This window comes from Pseudomonas sp. AC255 (assembly GCF_979258175.1).
On record NZ_OZ409841.1, the window covers coordinates 1,515,902 to 1,540,604 of the forward strand.

The window sequence follows — 24,703 nt, forward strand, 5'->3', positions numbered from 1 at the left end:
GCAATGCATTCCAATGTGGGAGCGAGCCTGCTCGCGAATGACCGCGCAGCGGTCACAGATTCTCCAGCATCTCGATGACTTCACTGAACCCCGGCCGCCCCAGCACATCCGCCTGACAGCAACGTCGTTCCAGCGCCTCCAGGTGCGCGCGCCGCTCCGTACTCAATCCTGAGTCGACACGCTCCAGCAACTCCCCCAACAACACACCGAACGCACGGACTTCCAGGCGCTGCAATGCGCGCGTCTGCACATCATCGCGGGTGGCATGAAACGACGCCGCGCCGAAATCCCCCAGCAGACAATCGCCCTGATCGTTCAACAGAATGTTGTGGCCATACAGATCGCCGTGGGTAATGCCTTGGTGGTGCAGGTGCTCGGCCGCTGAGGCGATGCCTTGGGCGACGCGCAGGGCAACCTCCGCCGTGAACCGGCAGTCCTCGGCATAAACATCCCGCGAGCACGAGGCCAGGCTCGGCAAGCCGGCGAGATTGCCGAAGCTCGGATCTACCAACTGCATCACCAGCCCCTGCTGCTGATCGGGGTGGCCGCTAATGCGGCCCTCGACGCGGATCAGGTTGGGGTGCAAACCGGCAGTGATGCAGGCGTTCATCTCGTGCAATGGCGAGCCGTCGCTGGTCATCTCGCCTTTGTACAGCTTCACCGCAACCGCCTGCGCCGTGCCATCGTCGCACTGCCAGACCGCCCGGGAAATCACCCCGGAAGCGCCTTCGCCCAGTTGCTGTTCCATGCGCAGCGTCGACCAGTCGATCAGCGGCGTGGCCTCAAGGGCAGCGGCATCGGCTTCGGTTTCCAGCGGATTGCCGGCGTAGGCCAGCCAGGTCAGGCTCGGCAAGGTCAGCAGCCATTGCGGCAGTTCGCTGAGTTGGTTGGCAGCGATGCGCAGCAATTCCAGCCGATGGCAGTGACGCAGGGAGTCTGGCAGCGAGCGCAGGCGATTGCCGGCGAGCATGAGCTTCTGCAGGGCGGGCCGTTCACCGAGTTCGCTGGGCAGGCTTGCGATGCGGTTATCGGTGAGGATCAGCCAGCGCAGCTGCGGCGGCAGAGCTTCACCAGGGACATTGACGATGCGGTTGGCCTTGAAGCCGACCATCGTCAGCGCGGTGCATTGGCCGAGGCACGCCGGCAGTTCGCTGAACTGGTTGTCGGAGCAGAACAGCACGCGCAGGCGTGTCAGGCGATGCAGGTCATCGGGCAGGCTGCTCAGCGCGTTGCCGCTGAGGTTGAGCACTTCCAGCGTGTCGGCCAGTTGGAATATTTCGCGGGGGAATTCGGTCAGCCCGCAGGACAGGTCGAGGCGGGTAATGCCTGACAGCTCGCCGGCGCGCAGTTGAGCAAGGGTGTGCATGTCTGGTTTCGCTATTGATCGGTGGAGCGACGCGGGGGCGCTGGAATGGGCGACATGATAGCGGTAAAGCGGATGCTGAACGGATTTTGAGTTGTCCCGGGACCTTGTGGGAGCGAGCCTGCTCGCGAAAGCGGTGTATCAGTTAAATGAACCCTGACTGACATACCGCTTTCGCGAGCAGGCTCGCTCCCACAGGGTAGGGTGTCAGTTGGGTTCGTGAATTTCCTGCAATTGCCCCAACCGGCTGCGCGTGCGCGCCAGGTCGATGGCGTGACCTTCCAGGCTCTGGCCCAGCGGCAGTTGGCCGAGCAGGGTCAGGTGCTTGTCCTGATCGTAGAGCACGTCGATCAAATTGATGAAGCGCTGTTGCACGGCGATCGGACACTCGCCGAGCGGCGGCAGGTCATCGATGATCCACTGGTCGAAACGCTGGCACAGTTGCAGATAATCCATCACTGCCGTTGGCTGTTCACACAGGTCGTTGAAGGTGAAGGCGACTCGCCGGCCTTGGCAGAAACGGGCCTGAAGCTGGCGCTTGCCAACTTCGAGGGCAAGGGCAGGCGCGTCTGCCGGTGGCAGGTCCAGAGCCTGGCGCTGCGCTGTTGAAGCCGGCCAGACGTAATGCCCTTGGGTAAACACTTGATGCGAATGCTGGCGGTTGAGTGTGCGGTAGTCGTGGTCGCCGCCGACTTCCATCACCTGCATGCGCGTGTTGATCAGCTCGATCACCGGTTTGAAGCGTGCGTGATACAGCGGGTTGGGCAGCAGGCCCTCGGGTGCATAGTTGGAGGTCACCAGCAGCATGATCCGCCGTTTGAACAGGGCCTTGAACAAACGCGTGATCAGCATCGCGTCGCCGATGTCGTGCACATGAAATTCGTCGAAACACAGCACCTGGCAATCTTCCAGCAACTCATCCAGGGTGATTTCCAGCGCGTCTTCCTGCAGGCGGTGACGGAACATGCCGTCGTGCAGCCGGGCAAAGAACTGATGGAAGTGCAGGCGACGTTTGCGCGTGATCGGCAGCGCCTGGAAAAAACCGTCGAGCAACCAGCTCTTGCCGCGCCCGACGGCTCCGTACAGGTACAGACTCGGCGGTGTGTGGCCGCTGTCGCCCAGCAGTACGCTGGCCTGCTGCGCCATGCAGTCGATGACGTGCTGCTGACTGCGGCTAAGGGTGTAGCCCTGGCTTTTGGCTTTGTCGCGGAAATAATCGCGGATGGTCGCGGCATGAGCATCGTGCCCGGCGCTGACGGGCAGGCTTTTGCCGAACAGGCGGCGCAACAACGGCCAGCGTTGGCTCAGTCGTGATCGTTTCGGCGTTCGGGCGGGCACGCGGGAAAGGCTCCTGGTTGATTGGGCGGGCTCCACCGGGAGCGCGGTGGCCCAAGTGTAACCAGAGCTCAGGCGTCGGCTCCATGAAATATGTGCACGGTCCCCTGTAGGAGCTGACGAGTGCAACGAGGCTGCGATCTTTTGATCTTGGTTGCCGCCAACAGATCGCAGCCTCGTTGCACTCGTCAGCTCCTACAAGGGGCGGATTTCAGAACGGCGGCGATTGCTTGAGCAACTCTGCTGCCGGCGAGTCGGTCGGGCTGACCACCGCATAGTTGTAACCCGGCCCTGACCAGTAATCGGCCTGCAGATCGCCATCGCTGCGCGAACCGCGCGGCAGCAGGGTGTTTTTCGGCCCCGGTGGACGCAGGTAGAAACTGACCTTGTGACCGCTGCCATCCTCATACATCACCATCGCCGCCGCGCCTTCATCGGTGCTGAGCAAACGCCCGCTGACCGGCTCGAATCCGGCAGCTTTCAAGTCCGGCAAGCGCCCGGCGCCGCTGAAGTAGCGGTCGAGCCAACGCTGCATGTCGCCGTCGCTGTCGACCTTGTAATCGGCGGGCAGTACGCCTTGCTGGGCGATCAGGCGATAGGCTTGCAACGCGTCAGTCATCGGCAATTGCGCAGGGCGCGCCAGGGTCATTTCCCGCGCCTGCCAGCCACTGAAACCGCCAATGCTCACGGCAATCAGCAACACCGCCGCGCTGGCCAGGTGCCGACGGGACTGCTGGCGACGGCGCTGGCGAATCATCATCGGGTCAAGCGCCGGATTGGCCGGTTGCTGCAACGCGCCACTCAGCGCTGCGCGCAATTGCTGGGCGTCGCGTTGCCAGGCGCGAACCTGCGCCGCTTCTTCAGGGTGGCTGGCCAGCCAGGTTTCGAGCACGCGCCGATCGGCGTCGCTGAGCTGGTGGTCGATGTAGGCGTGCAAATCACGTTCGTTGGGAGGCAGGCTGATCATTTGAGTATCCGCAAGGAAGGGCTGCTGATTTCGCCGTCGCTGAGTTGGCGCAAGGCCTGGCGGGCGCGGGACAGGCGCGACATCACGGTGCCGATCGGGGCGCCGAGGATCTCGGCGACCTCTTTATAGGACAGGCCTTCCACCGAGACCATCAGCAGCAAAGCGCGCTGTTCGGTCGGCAGGCGTTCGAAGGCTTGCAGGGTCGACTGGGCAATCACCGTGCGTTCCACAGACGGCTCGGCATCGTCGACACCGGTGAAAAATTCCAGCATCCGCGCATAGCGCCGCGAACGACGGTGCGCATCGAGAAATTGCCGATAGAGGATCGCGAACAGCCAGGCGCGCACGTCGCCGTCAGCGCGTTTTTCGCCCCACGCCGAGAGTGCCCGCTCGAGGCTGGCCTGGACCAGATCGTCAGCGCTGCTGCTGTTGCGCGTCAACGACACGGCGAAGCGGCGCAATCTGGGAATGATTTCTCTCAACTGTTCGTCGAATTCGCTCATGAATGTCTGCTGGTCGCTACGCTGTGGACTAGGAAGACGCCCGTCAGCGCAGGTTATTCCCCGTGCGCAAAAATAAATACCGCGCCGTGGAATAAACCCGGACGGGGTGCGTCTTGCTGACTCTTTCCACTTGTGGCCGATGGCCTGGAGATATTCATGGTTGATCGCTCGTCCCCCAACGCTGCACCGCCCGGCAGGCCGCCGCGCCAGCCACTGAGCGCCGCGAGCCTGGTTTTACGTCTGGGCGGCATTGCCGTGATTGTCGCCGCCGTGGCCGGGGCGTTTGCCTACGTGCATGGCAACCTTGACCCGCAACGATTGACGCCAAAAGCGTTGGTCGATGTGCTGGAAAAGAACAACGGCGTGCATCCCGGCTTTCGTCGCAATCACGCCAAGGGTGTCTGCGTGATCGGCCATTTCGAAAGCAGCGGCGAGGCGCGCGCGTTCTCCACGGCACAGCTGTTCAACCTGCCACAGACACCGGTGGTGGGGCGTTTCGCCTTGCCGGCCGGCAATCCCTACGCGCCGGACAGCGCCGTACCGATCCGCAGCCTGGCGCTGCGCTTCACCCAGGCGAACGGTCAGCAATGGCGCACCGGGATGAACAGCATGCCGGTGTTTCCGGTGGGCACGCCCGAAGCGTTCTACCAATTGCAGCAGGCGCAGTCGCCGGATCCAGCCACCGGCAAGCCAGACCCGACGAAGGTGCCGGCGTTTTTTGCCGCACATCCGGAAGCCGTGCCGTTTCTGACGTGGGTGAAGACCGCCAAGCCTTCGGCCAGCTACGCCACCGAAACCTATAACAGCATCAATGCGTTCTATCTGGTCGATGGCAACGGTAAAAAACAGGCCGTACGCTGGAGCATGACGCCGCTGGCGCAGGACGCGGCGGGTGCCACGGCTCCTGAAGGCGCGGACTTTCTCGAGAAGGATCTGGTGCAACGCCTGGCCGCCGCACCCTTGCGCTTTCAGTTGAACATCACCCTGGCCAACGCCGGTGACCCGGTGAACGATGCCAGCAAGACCTGGCCCGCAGATCGCAAAGTGCTGAACGCCGGAACCCTGGTGCTGGAGAAGACCCAGCCGCAACTCAGTGGCGAGTGCCGTGACATCAACTACGATCCGCTGGTGCTGCCGGCCGGGATTCAAGGCTCGGAAGATCCACTGCTGGCCGCGCGTTCTGCCGGCTATGCCGATTCCTACCTGCGTCGCACCAGCGAAGTCAGCCAGTTGCCCGCCGCCAAACAGGAGGCTCGTCCATGAACAAGCAACCGACGCATTTCGTTTTGCTGGCGCGCCTGCTGCACTGGCTGATGGCGCTGATGATCATCGCTATGCTGTTTATCGGCGCGGGCATGGTCACTTCGGTGTCGTCTCGCCATGAATGGCTGATTCATCTGCACAAGCCGCTGGGCATCGCGATTCTGGCGCTGGTGATCGTGCGCCTGCTGGTGCGCTTCACCACGCGCCAACCGCCGCTGCCGGATGATCTGCCGGGCTGGCAGGTGCTCGCAGCCAAGGCTTCCCACGTCTTGTTGTATGCGTTGATGCTGGTGTTGCCGTTGCTCGGCTGGGCGATGATCAGTGCCTCGGGCGAGCCGGTGATGCTCTCGGCGTCGCTGCATCTGCCGTCGATTGTGCCGGCCGATGCGCAACTGTTTGCATTGCTGCGCAAGTCCCATGGCTATCTGGCGTATCTGCTGTTTCTGACGGTGCTGCTGCACTTGGCGGCGGCGCTGTTCCATGGCTGGGTGCGGCGTGACGAAGTGCTCGACAGCATGTTGCGCGGGCGCGATCGCGGCTGACCGGTTAAAGCAAAAGATCGCGGACAGGCCGCGATCTTTTGTTGTTGCAGGGAGGGGATCAGCGCAGGGTGTCGACCATGTCGGCGAAGGTGGTCAGCACATCCTTGCCCAATTGCTTGGAACGTTTGCCCGACCAGCCGGTGATCTTGTCCGGGTGGTCGTCGTGGTCCTTGAACGGCATCTCCAGGGTCAGCGACAGGCAGTCGTATTTCTGCCCGACGCTGTTGCACGCCAGGGTCATGTTGGCCTGTCCCGGTTCGTCGCGGGTGTAGCCATAGGTGGTCTGGAAGTCTTTGGTGGTGTGCTTCAAGTGGCTGCGGAAATGCTCTTCAAGCTTTTCGATGCGCGGCGTAAAACCAGGATTGCCTTCACAGCCGGCGGTGAAAACGTGAGGTATGGTTTCGTCGCCGTGTACGTCGATAAACGCATCGACGCCATACTTTTGCATCTGCTGCTGAACGAATAGCACTTCCGGGCTGATGTCCTGACTGGCGCTCTGCCAGGCCCGGTTCAAGTCCTGCCCCATGGCGTTGGTGCGCAGGTGGCCGTGGAACGCGCCGTCCGGGTTCATGTTCGGCACCAGATAAAGATCGGCGCTGGCCAACAGTTTGTTCAATACCGGATCGTCCTGTCGTTCCAGACGCTCGATCACACCTTCCATGAACCATTCAGCCATGTGCTCGCCCGGATGCTGCTGGGCGATGATCCAGATTTTGCGCTGGCCTTCGGCACCGGTGCCTTTGCGCAGCAGCTGAATGTCGCGGCCCTCGACACTTTTGCCGGTCGCCAGCAATTCGGTGCCAGCCTTGCTTAGCGCTTGCTCGATCAACCAGTCGTGGCGGCCGCGGCTGTAGGGTTCGAAGTAGGCGAACCAGGCGTGGGTCTGTTCCGCTTCGAGGCAGAAGCGCAGGCTGTCGCCTTCGAAGCTGGTGGGGATGCGGAACCAGTTGACGTGATCATACGACGCCACCGCTTGATAGCCCGGCCAGCCTTTGCTGTAGGTCGATTGGCTGGCGTTGACCAGGCGAAACCAGTGTTCCTGGTGCACATGCAGGCCGCTGGCCTTGAAGTGGAACCACTGAAAATGAGCGCTGCGGGTGTCCGGGCGGATGGCCAGGACGGGACTGAGCGGGTTGCTGATATCGATGACTTGGATATTGCCGCTGTCGAAATTGGCGCTGATGTCGAACGAAGATTTGGCCACGGTCATGGTCGGTTCCTGATCAGGATTTTTATGACCGGTACTTTACACGCAGGCAGGGCTGAAACCGAGGGGAATCGCGGGTGTAGCGGGGGGCGTCTTCCGTGACGCTCCAGCAGCTTAGAGGCTATGCGATTGATTCTCAAGTGCTGATTGCCATTAGTTTCGCCCAATGTGGCTGGGCTCGGCTTGCCAATCAATATTCTTTTGATATTATCCGCGCCATCGAATTTGCAGCACCCAAAGACTTCATTAGCCTGAAGACACAAGCCCGAAAAACGGGCAAAAAAAGACCCGGCAAAAAGCCGGGTCAAAAACCGTGATTAGCCTGATGAGGAGATAGTCCAGAAGACCGACCTAAGGTCTCTGGTCCATCGACTGATCTCGCGACCAGCTGCTTGCAATAATAATCATTATCATTTGCAAGTCAAATGTTTTTATCTGCGCGATGGGAAAATTCTTTCCTGTCCGCCCGTACCTTGTCCGCCGTGACTTCATCGTTGTCGATCGAATGGTCGACCATCGCCCGCGCCATATCCACCATGTGCACCACCGAAAAGGCCAGATCGCGACTGGTGCCTTGCAGGTTTTCTGCGGCCTTGAACGCGGTGGCGGCCGCACATCGCAACAGATCCGAGGCATGCACCAGTGCTTCCTCGCCGCTGAGATGGCCTTTGACATTGAAAAAACGTTCGTCCGTCTCGGATTTCGAAACAGTCGGTTTCAAGTAGTAGTCCAGCGCGCGCTGTGCGGCGGCATTGCCCTGAGGGGAGGTGAAGCTGGTGTCAATTTGCAGATCGGGCATGTCTTTGCTGCTGATGTTCATCATGAAACGTCACTCCATGTTCGATTGAAAGTCCGTTCCTCTAGGATAGTACCGCCTGTATTTGTGACTAGGATTTAAATACTACAATATGTGTTTTGCCGGTCGAAGACGTCCGCGTAAGGTGCGGCACATGGATAAATGGATTGAGTTGGTCAAGGCCAAGATGAGTGAACTCAAAGTCACTCAAACAGAGCTCGGAGAGCGCGTCGGCATGTCCCAGGGCGGGATCGGTCATTGGCTGAACAAGCGTCGCGAACCCGGTGTTACCGAAATGAACCGCGTGCTCAAGGCGCTGGGAATGGACTTCCTTGAAGTCGTTCTGGTGATTCGCGAACCGCAGCCGACGCCGGAAGACGAGATGCCGCTGGCGCAGAAGTACAACCCGTACTTCCGTTATCCGGTCTGCGATTGGCGTGCACCGTGCGAAGTGCGTGACACTGCGGCGAGCTATCCCGGAGCATCAGCGAAGCAGCGCTTCGAACTGACGGATTACCACGCTCGCGGCGGTGCGGCGTTCTGGCTGACGGTGACGGGGGATTCGATGACCGCGCCGAGCGGGCAGAGCGTTGCCGAGGGCATGCTGATTCTGGTCGATCCGGAGTTGGAGGCGGTGCCAGGCAAACTGGTGATCGCCCAGTGGCCGGACAGCGAAGAAGCGATTTTCCGCAAACTCGACGAGCAGGCCGGCCAGCGTTACCTGGTGCCGCTCAATCCGACCTGGCCGAAAACCCTGCTCACCGATGAATGCCGGATCATCGGCGTAGTGGTTCAGGCAACGGCGCGTTACTGAACGGATCGATCCTCGCGCAAGGCCAGGATCGACCCTTTTATTTCATCCCTCTTCCAGTTCAACCAAAGCGCTGCCTTCGCTGACCATATCGCCTTCCTGGCAATACAGCGCTTTGATCACACCGGCCTGCGGCGCGCGGATGCTGTGTTCCATCTTCATGGCTTCCAGCACCACCAGTTGCGCCCCGGCCTCAACCGACTGTCCCGTTTCGACCAGCACGCGCACGATGCTGCCGTTCATTGGCGCGGTCAGACCGCCCTGATGGCTGTGGCTGGCTTCAACGGCACTGATCGGATCGAACGCCTCGATGCGCCGCAACTCGCCGTCCCATTCCAGATACAACGCGCCAGCCTGACGAATCGCCCGCAATGTGCGGCGCACGCCGTCATGCTCGACGATTAGTGCTTCGCCCAGCAGTTTTGCATGGGCCGCAGTTCTCAAGGTCAACGCGCGATCCTGTCCCTCGCAACTCAAATGCGAGGTGATTTGCGCCGGCAAACCTGCTCGCAATCCGCCACCTGAAGCCCACGGCGAAGCGGGATCATCCGCCCGAGCACGCTGCGGCAGACTCTGCGCAAACGCCTGCGCCGCCGCCTGCCAGAACTCATCGCTCAACGTGCCTGGTGCTGGCAGCAATTGCTCCTGATAGCGCGGAATGAACCCGGTATCCAGCTCTGCCGCCGCAAACGCCGGATGCGCGATGATCCGGCGCAGGAAATTGATGTTGGTCTTCAGCCCGCCAATCGCAAACTCGTCGAGCATGCTCAACAGACGCAAGCGCGCCTGTTCGCGATCTTCACCCCAGGCAATCAGCTTGCCGAGCATCGGGTCGTAGAAGGGCGATATCTCGTCACCTTCCTCAACGCCGCTGTCCACCCGCCGCCCCGGTCCCTGCGCCGATTCGCGATACAAGTCCAGACGCCCGGTGGCCGGCAGGAAATCATTCGCCGGATCTTCGGCATACAAGCGCACTTCGATCGCATGACCATTGAGCGGCACCTGCGCCTGAGTGATCGGCAGCGTTTCCCCACGGGCGACGCGAATCTGCCAGGCGACCAGATCGAGCCCGGTGATTGCTTCGGTCACCGGGTGCTCGACTTGCAGCCGCGTGTTCATCTCCATGAAGAAAAACTCGCCGCGCGCATCCAGCAAAAACTCCACGGTGCCGGCGCCGACATAACCGATCGCCTGCGCCGAACGCACGGCCGCTTCGCCCATTGCCCGGCGTAGCTCGGGCGTCAGGCCCGGCGCCGGGGCTTCTTCGACGACTTTCTGGTGACGGCGCTGGATCGAGCAGTCGCGCTCGTTGAGATACAGGCAGTTGCCGTGCTGATCGGCGAACACCTGAATCTCCACATGACGTGGCTTGAGCAAATACTTTTCCACCAGCATCCGCGAGTCGCCAAACGACGATTGCGCTTCGCGCTGCGCCGAGGCGAGGGCTTCAGCCAGTTGGCTGACATCCTCGACGACTTTCATGCCTTTACCACCGCCGCCGGCCGTAGCCTTGAGCAGCACCGGATAACCGATGCGTTCGCAGGCTTCGCGGAAGGTGTCGAGGTCCTGCGCCTCGCCGTGATAGCCCGGCACCAAAGGCACACCGGCCTTTTCCATCAACGCTTTGGCGGCGGATTTGCTGCCCATCGCGTCGATGGCCGAGGCGGGCGGGCCGAGGAAGATCAGCCCGGCGGCTTCGATGGCGCGGGCGAATCCAGCGTTTTCCGAGAGAAAACCGTAGCCGGGATGAATCGCCTGGGCACCGCTGGCCTTGGCGGCGGCGATCAATTTATCGATTTGCAGATAACTCTCGGCAGCCTTGCTGCCGCCCAGATCGACGCGGATATCGGCTTCACGGCTGTGGCGCGCATCGCGGTCGGTGGCGCTATGCACAGCGACGGTAGTCAGGCCCAAGGCCTTAGCGGTGCGCATCACGCGGCAGGCGATTTCGCCACGGTTGGCCACCAGCAGGGTGGTAATCACAGGTGCGCTCATCAACGCGACTCCTTGGTGGGTGCGGCTTGCCAGTTCGGTGGGCGTTTTTGCAGGAAGGCGCGCAAGCCTTCCTGGCCTTCGGCGCTGACGCGAATCCGCGCGATGGCATTTTCCGTGTAGCGGCGCAGGGCCGGGGTCAGCGCGCCGTTGCCGACTTCGCGCAGCAAGTCCTTGCTGGCGCGCATCGCGGCGGGGCTGTTGAGCAACAGGTTGTCGATCCACTGTTCGACCTGTTGCTCCAGTTCAGCCGCAGGATAGCTTTCGGCGAGCAAGCCAATCTCCCGCGCCCGCTGCCCGTTGAAGCGCTCGGCAGTCAGCGCATAGCGCCGCGTCGCACGCTCACCGATCGCTTGCACCACGAACGGGCTGATTACCGCTGGGGCCAGACCGATGCGCACTTCCGACAGGCAGAACTGCGCGTCATCGGCGCCGATCGCCATGTCACAGCAACTGATCAAGCCCAGCGCGCCACCAAACGCCGCGCCCTGAACCACAGCCAGAGTGGGGATTTTCAGCTTGGCGAGGTTGTACATCAGCTCGGCCAGTTCGCGGGCGTCATCGAGGTTGGTGTGGTAATCGAGTTCCGCCGATTGCTGCATCCACGCCAAGTCGGCGCCGGCACTGAAGTGCTTGCCGCGCCCACGCAGCAGCAGGAAACGCAGGCTCGAATCGCTGGCGACCTTGTCGAGGGCGAGGATCAGTTCGCGGATCATCTCGGCGTTGAAGGCGTTGTTTTTCTCGGCGCGATTGAGCCATAGCGTCGCGAAACCGCGTGGATCGGTTTGCAGTTCGAGGGTATTGAAGTCGCTCATATTCATCTGTCTCCACGGTTCTTGTGGGAGCGAGCCTGCTCGCGAAAGCGGGGTATAAGTCGATCTATCCGCCGCCTGACAGAGCGCATTCGCGAGCAGGCTCGCTCCCACAAAAACATCACATCCGGAACACGCCGAAGCGGCTCGGTTCGATTGGCGCGTTCAGCGACGCGGACAGGGCCAGGGCCAATACATCGCGGGTCTGCGCCGGGTCGATGACGCCGTCGTCCCACAGCCGTGCGCTGGAATAATAGGGGTGACCCTGTTCTTCGTACTGATCAAGAATCGGCTGCTTGATCTCGGTCTCCTGCTCGGCGCTGAACGCCTGACCGCTGCGTTCGGCTTGTTCGCGTTTGACCTGCACCAGCACACCGGCGGCCTGTTCGGCGCCCATCACGCCAATCCGCGCGTTCGGCCACATCCACAAGAAACGCGGATCATAAGCGCGCCCGCACATGCCGTAGTTGCCGGCACCGAAGCTGCCGCCGATGATCACGGTGAATTTCGGCACCTTGGCGCAGGCCACCGCGGTCACCAGTTTCGCGCCGTGCTTGGCGATGCCGCCGGCCTCGTATTTCTGGCCGACCATGAAACCGGTGATGTTCTGCAGAAACAGCAGCGGGATGCCGCGCTGGCAGGCCAGTTCGATGAAGTGCGCGCCTTTCTGCGCGGCTTCGGCGAAGAGGATGCCGTTGTTTGCCAGAATCGCGATCGGGTAGCCGTGCAAGTGCGCGAAACCGCAGACCAGCGTGGTGCCGAACAGCGCTTTGAATTCATCGAACACCGAGCCGTCGACCAGCCGCGCAATCACTTCGCGCACATCGAATGGCTGCTTGGCGTCAGCCGGAACCACGCCGTACAACTCGTCGCTGGCGTACAGCGGCGCGATCGGCGTGCGTTGCTGCACCTCGCCGAGCTTGCGCCAGTTGAGGTTGGCGACGCTGCGGCGGGCGAGGGCGAGGGCGTGTTCGTCGTTCTCGGCGTAATGGTCGGCCACGCCGGAGGTCTTGCAGTGCACATCGGCGCCGCCCAGATCTTCGGCACTGACCACTTCGCCGGTCGCGGCTTTCACCAGCGGCGGGCCGGCGAGGAAAATCGTCGCCTGGTTGCGCACCATGATCGCCTCGTCCGCCATCGCCGGCACATACGCGCCGCCAGCGGTGCACGAGCCCATCACCACGGCGATCTGCGGGATGCCCATGGCGCTCATGTTGGCCTGATTGAAGAAGATCCGCCCGAAATGCTCGCGATCCGGAAACACTTCGTCCTGACGCGGCAGATTGGCCCCACCGGAATCCACCAGATAAATGCACGGCAGGCGATTCTGCTGGGCGATGGTCTGCGCGCGCAGGTGTTTTTTCACGGTGAGCGGGTAATACGAGCCACCTTTCACCGTCGCATCGTTGGCGACGATCATGCACTCGACGCCTTCAACGCGACCAATCCCGGCGATCACCCCGGCAGCCGGCACGTCTTCGCCGTAAACCGCATGGGCGGCCAGTTGGCTGATTTCGAGAAACGGCGAGCCCGGATCAAGCAAGCGATTGATGCGCTCGCGCGGCAGCAATTTACCCCGCGAGGTGTGGCGTTCCTGCGCTTTGACACCGCCACCCTGCGCCACTTGGGCGAGCAAGGTGTGCAGCGCGTCGACCTGTTTGAGCATCGCCGCACTGTTGGCGGCGAACTCCGCTGAACGCGGGTTGAGCTGAGTGTGCAGAATCATGGGGCTTACTCCGTAAGCAGCTTCCAGCTACAAGCGGCAAGCTGCAAGTTGGGGCAAGAGCGTGGTTCTCTTGCAGCTTGTCGCTTGCGGCTTGCAGCTGACGAAATTCATTTCGTCTCGTTGAACAGTTCGCGGCCGATCAGCATGCGGCGGATCTCGCTGGTGCCTGCGCCGATTTCGTAGAGCTTGGCGTCGCGCAGCAGGCGGCCGGCGGGGAATTCGTTGATGTAGCCGTTACCGCCGAGAATCTGGATCGCGTCGAGGGCCATTTGCGTGGCGCGTTCGGCGGTGTAGAGGATCACCCCGGCAGCGTCCTTGCGCGTGGTTTCGCCGCGCTCGCAAGCCTGGGCCACCGCGTACAGATAGGCACGGCTGGCATTGAGCTGGGTGTACATGTCGGCGACTTTGCCCTGGATCAGCTGGAATTCGCCGATGCTCTGGCCGAACTGCTTGCGGTCGTGGATGTACGGCACGATCAGGTCCATGCACGACTGCATGATCCCGGTCGGGCCACCGGAAAGCACCACGCGTTCGTAATCGAGGCCGCTCATCAGCACTTTCACGCCACCGTTGAGCACGCCGAGAATGTTTTCCTCCGGTACTTCGACGTCATCGAAAAACAGCTCGCAGGTGTTGGAGCCGCGCATGCCGAGCTTGTCGAACTTGTTGCTGCGGCTGAAGCCTTTCCAGTCACGCTCGACGATGAATGCAGTAATGCCGTGCGGGCCTTTTTCCAGATCGGTCTTGGCGTAGATCACGTAGGTGTTTGCGTCAGGGCCGTTGGTGATCCAGGTTTTGCTGCCGTTGAGGACGAAGCGATCGCCGCGTTTGTCGGCGCGCAGCTTCATCGAGACCACGTCGGAACCGGCGTTGGGCTCGCTCATCGCCAGGGCGCCGACGTGCTCGCCGCTGATCAGCTTCGGCAGGTATTTGGTTTTCTGTTCGTGGTTGCCGTTGCGGTTGATCTGGTTGACGCAAAGGTTGGAGTGCGCGCCATAGGACAACGCCACCGACGCCGAGCCACGGCTGATTTCTTCCATCGCCACCACATGCGCCAGATAACCCAGACCTGCGCCGCCGTACTCCTCTGGCACGGTGATGCCGAGCAGGCCCATGTCACCGAATTTGCGCCACATGTCGGCGGGGAACAGGTTGTCGTGGTCGATCTGCGCGGCGCGCGGGGCGATCTGATCGGCGACGAAGGACTGCACCTGATCGCGCAGCATGTCGATGGTTTCACCGAGGGCGAAATTCAGGGATGGATAGCTCATGAGGCACCTTTTGGCTTTTTTATCGGGTGGAGCGCACGACGAATCGGCGTTCAGCTTTACGTTAACGTAAAGCTTCCACAGTTCGACTGTCAATCGGCTTTACGTAAGCGTCAACTTGGGCGAGAGTAAGGACAGTTCAGGATCAGATATCGGTTTGTTTCTGGTGGGAGCGAGCCTGCTCGCGAAAGCGCTGTATCAGTCGCCCTCAAGGCTGAATGACGCAGCGTATTCGCGAGCAGGCTCGCTCCCACAGGGATTCAAAACCGGGAAAACCCACTAATAAAGACAATAGGGGTCGTCATGGATCTACCCAGTGCAAACCCGCAGCGCAGCTACACCCGTGGCTCGCAGGACAAAGCCCTGCTGGCGATGACCATCGGTCAGCGCTTCGATCAGACTGTCGCGCAATACCCGGACGGCGAGGCTTTGGTGGTGCGCCATCAACAGTTGCGTTACTCCTGGCGGCAACTGGCCGACGCGGTGGATGAGCAGGCCAGGGCCTTGCTCGCGCTGGGCTTGCAGACCGGAGATCGCCTGGGTATCTGGGCGCCGAATTGCGCGCAGTGGTGCATCACTCAGTTCGCCACGGCGAAGATCGGCGTGATCCTGGTCAACATCAATCCCGCCTACCGCAGCTCCGAACTCGAGTACGTGCTCAAGCAATCCGGCTGCCAGTGGCTGGTCTGTGCCGGAGCGTTCAAGACCTCGAATTACCACGAAATGCTCCAGGGCCTGGCGCCAGAATTGGCTGAGCACGCCATCGGTCAGCTGCGTAGCGAACGCCTGCCGGAGTTGCGCGGCGTGATCAGCCTCGATGCCAATCCGCCGCCCGGTTTTCTGCCGTGGTCGCAGCTCAGCGATCTGGCCGTCAGCGTCTCGCCCGATCAATTGCGCGAACGCAGCGCCAGTCTGCATTTCGATCAACCGGTGAACATCCAGTACACCTCCGGCACCACCGGTTTCCCCAAGGGCGCGACCCTCAGTCACTACAACATTCTCAACAACGGCTACATGGTCGGCGAAAGCCTCGGCCTGACGACTGCCGATCGTCTGGTGATTCCGGTGCCGCTGTATCACTGCTTCGGCATGGTCATGGGCAACCTCGGTTGCGTCACCCATGGCAGCACGATGATCTACCCCAACGACGCTTTCGATCCGGCGCTGACCCTGCAAGCGGTCGCCGAAGAAAAAGCCACGGCGCTGTACGGTGTGCCGACCATGTTTATCGCCATGCTCGATCAGCCGCAGCGGCAGACCTTCGACCTGTCGAGCCTGCGCACCGGGATCATGGCCGGCGCGACCTGTCCGATCGAGGTCATGCGCCGGGTCATCAACGAAATGCACATGAGCGAAGTGCAGATCGCCTACGGCATGACCGAAACCAGTCCGGTGTCGTTGCAGACCGGGCCGGCGGATGAGCTGGAGTTGCGCGTCACCACCGTCGGCCGCACCCAGCCGCAACTGGAAAGCAAGATCATCGACACCGCTGGCAACGTGGTGCCCCGCAACACCATCGGCGAATTGTGCACGCGCGGCTACAGCGTGATGCTCGGCTACTGGAAGAATCCGCAGGCCACCGCCGAATCAATCGATGAGGCGGGGTGGATGCACACCGGCGACCTGGCGAGCATGAACGAGGAGGGTTATGTCAACATCGCCGGGCGTAACAAGGACATGATCATTCGTGGCGGCGAGAACGTTTATCCCCGTGAGCTGGAGGAATTCTTCTTCACCCATCCGGCGGTGGCGGACGTGCAGGTGATCGGTATTCCGTGCTCGCGCTACGGTGAGGAAATCGTCGCCTGGATCAAATTCCACCCCGGCCACAGCGCCTCCGAACTGGAGCTGCAAGCCTGGTGCAAGGAGCGCATCGCCCATTTCAAGACACCGCGTTACTTCAAATTCGTCGACGCGTTTCCGATGACGGTGACGGGCAAGATCCAGAAATTCAGGATGCGTGAGATCAGTATCGAGGAGCTGAAAACAACCGAGCGGTAACCTAAACCCTGTGGGAGCTGGCTTGCCAGCGATGGCGTCAGGTCAGCCAGCATCAATGTTGAATGTTCTACCGCAATCGCTGGCAAGCCAGCTCCCACAGGGATCGGGGGATTCAGGAATCACAGAAAGCACAAAGGGGAGCCGAAGCTCCCCTTTAATTTGTCGTTGCGTGCTCTTTTTATTATTGAGGGTCGGTCTGTTGTTGTTTTTGGCAACCGTGGCCCTGTACAGCTTTTGGCGACCCCCATCCGGGGTCAAGAGCAAACGTATTTTTTTGAGCGCTGATCTGCTTTCTCGTTAACGATCCAACCGATTCGGGAGCTACCTGAAGGTAGTTTTATTGTTCTCTGCCCGGTTGCGGGTCACTCCTGAGAGCACCCTGAAAAGCACACCTTCTCCAAAAAAATCTGTTAGCTGCGTCTCTGCCGTGTTGTTCTTGTTATGTCAGAGTCGTTTCGTCTTGTTTTTATTGGTTTGCGGCTTTTTATTCTTGTTATGCCATAGAGATAGCAGGTGTCGTGCCAACTTTTAAAAAGCCTTACAAATCAGTGACTTAGGTTTTTCTGGCTTTTTCACTCCCGGGCAAAGCCAGACAATTTGTTTCCGTGTTACTCGCTTTTGCCCACTTCACTGATCCAGCGGTAACACCTCACTGCGCGCTGCGTGCCTTGGCCACTCGCGAACCGCTTGGACGACCGAGTACTGCACTGATCTGCTGGCCCGCAGCAATCAAGGCGTTCAGATCAATACCGGTCTCGATGCCCAGGCCATTGAGCAGGTACACCACGTCTTCGGTCGCAACGTTACCGCTCGCGCCTTTGGCGTACGGGCAGCCGCCGAGGCCGGCGATAGAGCTGTCGAACACTGCAATGCCTTCGAGCAGGCTGGCATAGATATTGGCCATGGCTTGGCCATAGGTGTCGTGGAAATGCCCGGCGAGTCTGTCCCGTGGCACCTGCGCCGAGACCACCTCGAACAGGCGCCGGGTCGCGCCCGCCGTGCCGGTGCCGATGGTGTCGCCCAGCGACACTTCGTAGCAGCCCATCGCGTACAGTTCGCGCGCGACCAGCGCCACTTGCTCCGGCGCAACCGTGCCTTCATACGGGCAGCCCAGCACACAGGAAACGTAACCGCGCACGGTAACGCCGTGTTGTTTGGCGGCCTCCATGATCGGCGCAAACCGCGCCAGGCTTTCGCTGATCGAGCAATTGATGTTGCGCTGCGAGAACGCCTCGGAGGCGGCGGCGAACACCGCGACTTCCTTGACCCCGGCGGCGAGCGCGTCTTCAAAGCCGCGCAGGTTCGGCGCCAGCGCGCCGTAGGTCACGCCGGGCTTGCGCTGAATTTGCGCGAACACCTCGGCGGAGCCGGCCATCTGCGGCACCCACTTGGGCGAAACGAAACTGCCGACTTCGATGTAGCCGAGCCCGGCGGCACTCAGGGCATCGACCAGTTGCACCTTGTCAGCGACGCTGATCGGTTGGGCTTCGTTCTGCAGGCCATCGCGCGGGCCGACTTCGATCAGGCGTACTTGGGAGGGGAGGGACATGGGTGGGACCTGCCTGTTTTTTAGTTCACGAAGAACCCTGTGGGAGCGAGCCTGCTCGCGAAAGCGGTGGATCAGTCACCGTTAATGTTGGATGACAGAATGCATTCGCGAGCAGGCTCGCTCCCACAGGGGCGCCAGTGTTGGCTAGACCGCCTGCTGGCTCTTGAGCGTCTGCTCCAATGCCTGCACGCAGCGCTCTTCAGCAGTGTCCAGCTCGAGCTTCATCTGTTCGATATCGAGCAACTGCTGTTCGAGCTGTTCGCGGCGTTCGCTGATTTTTGCCAGCATGCTGTTGAGCTGTTTGGTGTTACCGCCGGACGGATCATAGAGTTCGATCAGCTCGCGGCATTCGGCAAGGGAAAAACCGATGCGCTTGCCGCGCAGGATCAGCTTCAGGGTGACCTTGTCGCGCGGCGAATAGATACGTTCCTGGCCACGACGCTCGGGGCTGAGCAGGCCTTGCTCTTCATAAAAGCGGATCGCCCGGGTGGTGATGTCCAGCTCGCGGGCGAGATCGGAAATGCTGTAGGTCTGACTGCTCATGAAAGCGCTCGGAAAAGGGGCATGGCGCTAAGCTAATCGGTGGTTTACGTTTACGTCAAGCGGGATGGATTTGGGGTGTCCGTACAGGCCTCTTCGCGAGCAGGCTCGCTCCCACATTCGACCGCGTTCCTTCAGATGAAATGCAATTCATTGTGGGAGCGAGCCTGCTCGCGAAGAACGATAACGCGGTAAAAAAGCCCTACACCTTCTCCAGCTTCTTCTCCTGCGCCGTCACCTGTTGGCACAACTCGATCATCTGCTCGCGCATCCAGCGGTTGGCCGGGTCCTGGTCGGTGCTCTCATGCCAATACAGGTGCGTTTCCACCGAGGGCACATCATTCACCGGCAAATTGAACGATTGCAGATCATGGCGGCGGGCGAAGCGTTCCGGCACGGTCATGACCATGTCGGTCTGCTGCATCACTTGCGAAGCCATCAAATAGTGCTGCGAGCGCAGGGCGATCTTGCGCTGGATACCCATTTTGCCCAGCGCCAGATCGACATAGCCCAGCCCGCTGCGGCGGCTGGAAATATGGATGTGAGTCAGCGACAAATAGTCATCGAGGCTGAGTTTTTCCTTGCCCGCCATTGGATGGCCCTTGCGCATGGCGCAGACGTAACGGTCGTCCATCAGCTTGACGTGGCGTACCTGCGGGTCGGTGTTGAGCGGCGCATCCACGGCGAAATCCAGACGCCCGGCGGCCAGTTCCTTGGTGGTTTCCCGGCGCTTGGACAGAAAGCTTTCGATGATCACCGTCGGCGCCAGGCGGCGCAGACGCTGGAACAAGGGCGGCAGAATGATTGCCTCCGTCAAATCGGTCATGCTGATGCGGTAAGTCTTGGCCGCCTGCGCCGGGTTGAAGATGCGGCTTTCCTGCACCGACACGCGCAGCAGCGACAGGGCGTTGCGCACCGGGCCGATGATGTTCTGCGCCATCGGCGTGGGCACCATGCCCTGAGCGGTACGCACGAAGAGCGGGTCGTTGAAGGTTTCGCGCAACCGCGCCAGGGCATTGGACACCGCCGGCTGGGTGATGCCGACAATCTGCCCGGCGCGGGTCAGGTTGGCTTCGGTGTAGATCGCGTCGAAGACGATGAAAAGGTTCAGGTCGACCTTGCTCAGATTCATAACGCGGCTTCTCTTGTTATTAAGTGCAAGTGTTTTGGGGCTGACGATCAGCGGATCATATATTGGTGATGAATGTTTATACACGCCGAGAATAGGCTAGGTAAATGATCAGCGCTGTTCTAGCATCGATTGCATGACTTGAACAACCTCTGCCCGAGAAGGTAACTACCCATGGATTTCGCTTATTCGCCCAAGGTTCAGGAACTGCGTGAGCGCGTGACTGCGTTCATGGACACTTACGTTTACCCGGCCGAAGCGGTGTTCGAACGCCAGGTCGCCGAGGGCGATCGCTGGCAGCCGACCGCAATCATGGAAGAGCTCAAGGCCAAGGCCAAGGCTGAGGGTCTGTGGAATTTGTTTCTGCCTGAGTCCGAGCTGGGCGCCGGCCTGAGCAACCTCGAATATGCGCCATTGGCGGAAATCATGGGCCGTTCCCTGCTGGGGCCGGAGCCGTTCAACTGCTCGGCGCCGGACACCGGCAACATGGAAGTATTGGTGCGCTACGCCAACGAAGAGCAGAAACAGCGCTGGCTCGAGCCGCTGCTGCGCGGCGAGATCCGTTCGGCGTTCGCCATGACCGAGCCCGACGTGGCATCTTCCGACGCGACCAACATGGCCGCTCGGGCCGTGCGCGATGGCGATCAGTGGGTGATCAACGGTAAGAAATGGTGGACTTCCGGCGCCTGCGATCCGCGCTGCAAGATCCTGATTTTCATGGGCCTGAGCAACCCCGACGCGCCGCGTCACGCCCAGCACTCGATGATTCTCGTGCCGGTCGACACCCCCGGGGTGAAAATCGTCCGTCCGCTGCCGGTGTTCGGCTACGACGACGCACCGCACGGTCACGCCGAAGTGCTGTTCGACAACGTTCGCGTGCCGTACGAAAACGTCCTGCTCGGTGAAGGACGCGGCTTCGAAATCGCTCAGGGTCGCCTTGGCCCAGGCCGCATTCACCACTGCATGCGTTCGATCGGCATGGCCGAGCGTGCGCTGGAACTGATGTGCAAACGCTCGGTGAGCCGCACCGCATTCGGCAAACCGCTGGCGCGTCTGGGCGGCAACATCGACAAGATCGCCGACTCGCGGATGGAGATCGACATGGCGCGTCTGCTGACGTTGAAAGCGGCGTACATGATGGACACCGTCGGCAACAAAGTGGCGAAAAGCGAGATTGCGCAGATCAAAGTCGTCGCACCGAACGTGGCCCTGCGGGTGATCGACCGCGCTATCCAGATGCACGGTGGGGCAGGGGTGTCGAACGATTTCCCGCTGGCCTACATGTATGCGATGCAGCGCACCCTGCGTCTGGCCGACGGCCCGGACGAAGTGCACCGCGCGGCGATTGGCAAGTTCGAGATCGGCAAGTATGTGCCGAAGGAGATGATGCGTAGCGGCCAGTAATACCGCGTTATCGTTCATCGCGGGCAAGCCCGCTCCCACAAGGATCTACAGTGAACATGAAATCTCGTGTTCACGATCGAACCTGTGGGAGCGGGCTTGCCCGCGATGGCCTAAGCAGGTTCACCACAGCAGGGGCTGAGTCAATACACCCAAACCTCAACCCGCCGGTTCTTGATCCGCCCCTCATCCGCGCTGTTGGTCGCCACCGGCATCAGCGCACCAAAGCCGCGTACTTCGCGCATGACCACACCGTTCCTGACCAGCTCGCGCCGCACCGCCATCGCTCGCAGCTTCGACAGCAGATCGGCCCGCGCCGGGTCATCCTTCAAATCACCAAACCCCACCAGCGTCACCGCCCGTTCGGTCTTGCCATTGCGCTTTATATAGTCGAGCACCCGCGCCAGATCCTGCCGCGCCTTGTTGTCCAGACTGGCGCTGCCCTCGGCAAAACGGAAATTCACTGTCAGACGCTGGGCATGCCGGCTGAGGGATTGGTAACCCTCGGGCATCAGCGCATTCGGCGCCACGCTCATGGCTTGTACGGTCTGGCTGACAAAACCGCTGGCCGCGACGATCGCCTGACCCTCTGGGCTCTGGGCAAAGCTGGCCAACGCCTGCGCCCACGGATTGCGGCTGTCCGGCGGCAGATAAAAGAACAAGCGCCGCGACAGCGGATAGTCTTCGGTGGCGATCAGGCTGTTCAGCGGCAGCATCGCTTGCGACGCGCCGTCGGCAATCGCTACGGCTTTGGCTTGACGCACATAGGGCAAGCCGATGAAGCCGATACCTTGCGGATCGTTGCTGACCGCATCGGACAATTGCTCGCTGGATTCGAAACGCTTCGCCGCGCTGCCGAGACTTTTCCCACGCCGGCTCAGGACCAGTTCCTTGAACGTGTCGTACGTCCCCGATTGATCATCCCGCGCATATAAATGAATGGCGCCGCCACGGCCACCGAGTTCTTCCCAGGTTTTCACTTCGCCGGCAAAAATCCGCGCCAGTTGCTCGGTGTTCAACTGCTCAAGCGGGTTGGCCGGGTTGAGGATGATCGCCAGGCCGTCGATGGCAATGACTTGCTCGGCCGCCGGGCTTTTCAGATCGCCGAGGGCTTGCAGGGCAAGCAGTTCGCTGTCCTTGATCTCACGGGAAGAGGCGGCCAGATCGGCGCTGGCGTTTTTCAGCGCAGCGAAACCGGTGCTGGAACCGTGAGCGGCGACTTCGATGATGACGCGTTGCCCTTGTGCGGTCTGGCCGACGATGCGTTGTTCGTTGGCGGTGTCCGGGGTTTCGCGGTGGATTTTCAGCAGGCCTTGTTGCTGCAACAGGCCTTCGACCAGCGCCGGACCCAGATCGGCACCGATGGTGTTGGAGCCCTGAATGCGTAGAGCCGGGCCGTTTTCGGGGATCGGCAGGGCGGCGGCGTAGATCGACAACCAGCCACTCAACAGGAAAATGCAGAGAACACGCAGGGTCATGCCGGCACCGAATCAAGCCAAGGGGATTGCCGGGGAGATTAAGTCAGGCGCGTGACCGAAATATGACAGGGGATTACCTGTGGGAGCGAGCCTGCTCGCGAAGGCGGCGTGTCAGTCGAAAAATTCGTCGCTGATCCACCGCTTTCGCGAGCAGGCTCGCTCCCACAATGAAAATTCCCTCAGGCCAGCTCAAGCCAGATCGGCGCATGGTCCGATGGCTTTTCCATGCCGCGCAGTTCGTAGTCCACGCCGGCGTCCTTGACCCGTGGCAGCAGGCCATGGGAAGCCAGAATTACATCGATGCGCAGGCCGCGTTTGGGCTCATCTTCAAAGCCACGGCTGCGGTAGTCGAACCAGCTGAACATGTCGCTCACGTCGGGATTGAGGTGACGGTAGCTGTCGGTCAGGCCCCAGTTTTTCAGGCGCGCCATCCACTCGCGCTCCTCCGGCAGGAAGCTGCATTTGCCGGTTTTCAGCCAGCGCTTCATGTTGTCCGGGCCGATGCCGATGTCGCAGTCTTCCGGGGAAATGTTCACATCGCCCATCACCACCAGTGGCTGTTCATTGTGGAACTGGCTTTCCAGCAGCGTTTGCAGGTCGCTGTAGAAACGCTCTTTGGCAGGGAATTTAGTTGGATGGTCACGGCTTTCACCTTGTGGGAAATAGCCGTTCATGATCGTCACCGGCACGCCGTTGGCATCGGCAAAAGTGCCCCAGATAAACCGCCGCTGCGCGTCTTCTTCATCGGTGGCAAAGCCTTTGTGGATGGCGATCGGTTCGTTGCGCGAGAGCAGGGCGACCCCGTAATGACCTTTCTGGCCATGGAAGTGCACGTGGTAGCCGAGGGCGCGGATGTCTTCGAGGGGGAACTGGTCGTCGTGGACCTTGGTTTCCTGCAGGCCGATCACGTCGGGCTGATGTTTTTCGATCAGCGCTGCCAGCTGATGCGGACGGGCACGCAGTCCGTTGATGTTGAAGGAAACAATCTTCATGGTCGGCAGTCCTGGCAAAAGGGCGATGCTAGCTGACATGGGGGAGATGGGCCAGTGTGGGAGAAATCAATTTCACCTGTGGGATTTGTAGCGCTTGTCCCGGCCCCATCGCTGGCAAGCCAGCTCCCACAGGTTTCTGTGGTGTATGTAAATGTTGTGAACGACGCAGACACTGTGGGAGCTGGCTTGCCAGCGATGAGGCCCGCCCCAGTCGATGAAGATCCGAGGCTGGTCTAACCTGTCAGGGGAACCACATCACCCGCCCAAGGTTCGTACCAACAAGCGCGCCAGCCTCCGAGCGCGCCCCCGGGGAGAATCACTGCAATGCCTGAAACCCAGACCGCCGTTGCCGACATCCATATGCTCGACCGCGGCTATTCGCGCGAAGCCCGCTCGTTGCTGTATCAGGCCTATCGCCACGAGCCGACCTTCGGCTACCTGTTCGAAGCCGAACGTCCCGGCTATGAACAACGGGTGCGCGCCACGGTGCGCGAGTTGGTCAAACAGCATTTTCTCCAGGACCTGCCGGCGATCGGCCTGCTGGTCAACGATCGCTTGATCGGCATCGCCCTGATCGCACCGCCGCAACGGCGCCTGGGCGTTACCGAAAGCTGGGCATGGCGCCTGCGCATGGTGCTCAGCACCGGTTTTCGCTGCACCCGGCGTTATCTGGAATACCACGATGCCGTTGCTGCATGCGTGCCGGGTGATTCGGTGCACATGCTGCCGCTGCTCGGTGTGCACCCGCAGTTTCAGGGCAAGCACTACGGCGAACAGTTGCTCACCGCCGTGCACAACTGGTGCGCCGTTGATGAAACATCGCAAGGCGTGGTGCTCGACACCGGCAACCCGCGCTACCTGGAATTCTATAAAAGGCAGGGTTATCAGGAGATCGGCGAGGTTGCCGTCGGGCCGGTGCGCGAACACGTATTTTTCCACGCCAATCCGCAGGTGTTACAAACAGCAACGGGATAATGATCGAACTTCTTCACAAATTACCTGTTCTATCAGGCTCCCGAGCCCGTGAT

At 61.0% G+C, this 24,703-nt stretch carries 22 protein-coding genes; 7 read left to right on the forward strand and 15 right to left on the reverse strand.

Going from position 1 to position 24,703, the window contains the following annotated elements; all coding sequences use genetic code 11:
- Positions 1 to 52: 52 nt before the first annotated feature.
- The 4 genes from ACZZ0K_RS07115 to ACZZ0K_RS07130 all read right to left on the reverse strand — a co-directional run bounded on the left by ACZZ0K_RS07115 (position 53) and on the right by ACZZ0K_RS07130 (position 4,168).
- Positions 53 to 1,366 carry a leucine-rich repeat-containing protein kinase family protein gene (locus ACZZ0K_RS07115; RefSeq protein ID WP_258706932.1) on the reverse strand — a complete coding sequence of 438 codons (1,314 nt, stop codon included), beginning with the start codon at positions 1,364 to 1,366 and terminating at the stop codon, positions 53 to 55.
- 204 nt (positions 1,367 to 1,570) lie between these two features.
- The gene (gene zapE, locus ACZZ0K_RS07120; RefSeq protein ID WP_258706931.1) at positions 1,571 to 2,701 is read right to left on the reverse strand and encodes a cell division protein ZapE; all 1,131 of its coding nucleotides are present in this window, start codon (positions 2,699 to 2,701) and stop codon (positions 1,571 to 1,573) included.
- A gap of 208 nt (positions 2,702 to 2,909) precedes the next feature.
- Positions 2,910 to 3,665, reverse strand: coding sequence for an anti-sigma factor family protein (locus tag ACZZ0K_RS07125; RefSeq protein WP_056788803.1), 756 nt, complete (start codon positions 3,663 to 3,665; stop codon positions 2,910 to 2,912).
- Entirely contained in the window at positions 3,662 to 4,168 is a 507-nt protein-coding gene (locus ACZZ0K_RS07130) for a sigma-70 family RNA polymerase sigma factor (RefSeq protein WP_463559027.1), read from the reverse strand. Before ACZZ0K_RS07130 ends, ACZZ0K_RS07125 begins: the two co-directional genes overlap by 4 nt.
- Positions 4,169 to 4,324: 156 nt before the next feature.
- Here ACZZ0K_RS07130 and ACZZ0K_RS07135 point away from each other — a divergent pair, with 156 nt between their 5' ends.
- The gene (locus ACZZ0K_RS07135) at positions 4,325 to 5,431 is read left to right on the forward strand and encodes a catalase family peroxidase (protein ID WP_258706930.1); all 1,107 of its coding nucleotides are present in this window, start codon (positions 4,325 to 4,327) and stop codon (positions 5,429 to 5,431) included.
- A complete protein-coding gene (locus ACZZ0K_RS07140; protein ID WP_252878530.1) occupies positions 5,428 to 5,973 on the forward strand; it encodes a cytochrome b in 546 nt (181 codons plus the stop codon). Before ACZZ0K_RS07135 ends, ACZZ0K_RS07140 begins: the two co-directional genes overlap by 4 nt.
- Before the next feature lie 58 nt (positions 5,974 to 6,031).
- Here the strand turns inward: ACZZ0K_RS07140 and ACZZ0K_RS07145 are convergent, their stop codons facing one another.
- On the reverse strand, positions 6,032 to 7,183 hold the full coding sequence (locus tag ACZZ0K_RS07145) for a M14 family metallopeptidase (RefSeq protein WP_252884485.1): 1,152 nt from the start codon (positions 7,181 to 7,183) through the stop codon (positions 6,032 to 6,034).
- A 95-nt stretch (positions 7,184 to 7,278) separates the two neighbouring features.
- On the opposite strand from ACZZ0K_RS07145, the gene ACZZ0K_RS07150 reads away from it, so the two are divergent.
- Positions 7,279 to 7,497 carry a hypothetical protein gene (locus tag ACZZ0K_RS07150; protein WP_252882297.1) on the forward strand — a complete coding sequence of 73 codons (219 nt, stop codon included), beginning with the start codon at positions 7,279 to 7,281 and terminating at the stop codon, positions 7,495 to 7,497.
- A gap of 104 nt (positions 7,498 to 7,601) precedes the next feature.
- Here ACZZ0K_RS07150 and ACZZ0K_RS07155 read toward each other — a convergent pair whose 3' ends face one another.
- Entirely contained in the window at positions 7,602 to 8,000 is a 399-nt protein-coding gene (locus ACZZ0K_RS07155; RefSeq protein WP_056789870.1) for a DUF6124 family protein, read from the reverse strand.
- Positions 8,001 to 8,130: 130 nt separating this feature from the next.
- Between ACZZ0K_RS07155 and ACZZ0K_RS07160 the strand changes: the two genes are divergently transcribed.
- The gene (locus ACZZ0K_RS07160) at positions 8,131 to 8,790 is read left to right on the forward strand and encodes a LexA family protein (RefSeq protein ID WP_071172928.1); all 660 of its coding nucleotides are present in this window, start codon (positions 8,131 to 8,133) and stop codon (positions 8,788 to 8,790) included.
- Positions 8,791 to 8,832: 42 nt separating this feature from the next.
- On the opposite strand, the gene ACZZ0K_RS07165 is transcribed toward ACZZ0K_RS07160, so the two are convergent.
- The 4 genes from ACZZ0K_RS07165 to ACZZ0K_RS07180 all read right to left on the reverse strand — a co-directional run bounded on the left by ACZZ0K_RS07165 (position 8,833) and on the right by ACZZ0K_RS07180 (position 14,588).
- Complete coding sequence (locus ACZZ0K_RS07165) at positions 8,833 to 10,782, reverse strand: acetyl/propionyl/methylcrotonyl-CoA carboxylase subunit alpha (protein WP_258706929.1); 1,950 nt, start codon at positions 10,780 to 10,782, stop codon at positions 8,833 to 8,835.
- On the reverse strand, positions 10,782 to 11,594 hold the full coding sequence (locus ACZZ0K_RS07170) for a gamma-carboxygeranoyl-CoA hydratase (protein WP_258706928.1): 813 nt from the start codon (positions 11,592 to 11,594) through the stop codon (positions 10,782 to 10,784). Before ACZZ0K_RS07170 ends, ACZZ0K_RS07165 begins: the two co-directional genes overlap by 1 nt.
- 118 nt (positions 11,595 to 11,712) lie before the next feature.
- Positions 11,713 to 13,317, reverse strand: a complete 1,605-nt coding sequence (locus ACZZ0K_RS07175) for a carboxyl transferase domain-containing protein (RefSeq protein WP_056788823.1) — start codon at positions 13,315 to 13,317, stop codon at positions 11,713 to 11,715.
- 107 nt (positions 13,318 to 13,424) lie between these two features.
- A complete protein-coding gene (locus tag ACZZ0K_RS07180; RefSeq protein ID WP_024013438.1) occupies positions 13,425 to 14,588 on the reverse strand; it encodes an isovaleryl-CoA dehydrogenase in 1,164 nt (387 codons plus the stop codon).
- A 300-nt stretch (positions 14,589 to 14,888) separates the two neighbouring features.
- Between ACZZ0K_RS07180 and ACZZ0K_RS07185 the strand changes: the two genes are divergently transcribed.
- Positions 14,889 to 16,586 (forward strand): AMP-binding protein, encoded by a 1,698-nt coding sequence (locus ACZZ0K_RS07185; RefSeq protein WP_258706927.1) that lies wholly within the window; start codon positions 14,889 to 14,891, stop codon positions 16,584 to 16,586.
- Between the two features lie 649 nt (positions 16,587 to 17,235).
- Here the strand turns inward: ACZZ0K_RS07185 and ACZZ0K_RS07190 are convergent.
- The 3 genes from ACZZ0K_RS07190 to ACZZ0K_RS07200 all read right to left on the reverse strand — a co-directional run bounded on the left by ACZZ0K_RS07190 (position 17,236) and on the right by ACZZ0K_RS07200 (position 19,807).
- Positions 17,236 to 18,135 carry a hydroxymethylglutaryl-CoA lyase gene (locus ACZZ0K_RS07190; protein ID WP_095182085.1) on the reverse strand — a complete coding sequence of 300 codons (900 nt, stop codon included), beginning with the start codon at positions 18,133 to 18,135 and terminating at the stop codon, positions 17,236 to 17,238.
- 144 nt (positions 18,136 to 18,279) lie between these two features.
- Positions 18,280 to 18,678 (reverse strand): MerR family transcriptional regulator, encoded by a 399-nt coding sequence (locus tag ACZZ0K_RS07195; RefSeq protein ID WP_039763349.1) that lies wholly within the window; start codon positions 18,676 to 18,678, stop codon positions 18,280 to 18,282.
- Between the two features lie 199 nt (positions 18,679 to 18,877).
- Positions 18,878 to 19,807 (reverse strand): LysR family transcriptional regulator, encoded by a 930-nt coding sequence (locus tag ACZZ0K_RS07200; RefSeq protein ID WP_056788837.1) that lies wholly within the window; start codon positions 19,805 to 19,807, stop codon positions 18,878 to 18,880.
- A gap of 171 nt (positions 19,808 to 19,978) precedes the next feature.
- Here ACZZ0K_RS07200 and ACZZ0K_RS07205 point away from each other — a divergent pair, with 171 nt between their 5' ends.
- Positions 19,979 to 21,208, forward strand: coding sequence for an acyl-CoA dehydrogenase (locus tag ACZZ0K_RS07205; protein WP_024013435.1), 1,230 nt, complete (start codon positions 19,979 to 19,981; stop codon positions 21,206 to 21,208).
- 140 nt (positions 21,209 to 21,348) lie between these two features.
- On the opposite strand, the gene ACZZ0K_RS07210 is transcribed toward ACZZ0K_RS07205, so the two are convergent.
- The gene (locus ACZZ0K_RS07210; protein ID WP_258706926.1) at positions 21,349 to 22,683 is read right to left on the reverse strand and encodes a phosphate ABC transporter substrate-binding/OmpA family protein; all 1,335 of its coding nucleotides are present in this window, start codon (positions 22,681 to 22,683) and stop codon (positions 21,349 to 21,351) included.
- A gap of 179 nt (positions 22,684 to 22,862) precedes the next feature.
- Positions 22,863 to 23,675, reverse strand: coding sequence for an exodeoxyribonuclease III (gene xthA, locus ACZZ0K_RS07215; RefSeq protein WP_258706925.1), 813 nt, complete (start codon positions 23,673 to 23,675; stop codon positions 22,863 to 22,865).
- A 324-nt stretch (positions 23,676 to 23,999) separates the two neighbouring features.
- On the opposite strand from xthA, the gene ACZZ0K_RS07220 reads away from it, so the two are divergent.
- Positions 24,000 to 24,650 carry a GNAT family N-acetyltransferase gene (locus ACZZ0K_RS07220; RefSeq protein ID WP_041477100.1) on the forward strand — a complete coding sequence of 217 codons (651 nt, stop codon included), beginning with the start codon at positions 24,000 to 24,002 and terminating at the stop codon, positions 24,648 to 24,650.
- Positions 24,651 to 24,703 lie beyond the last annotated feature (53 nt).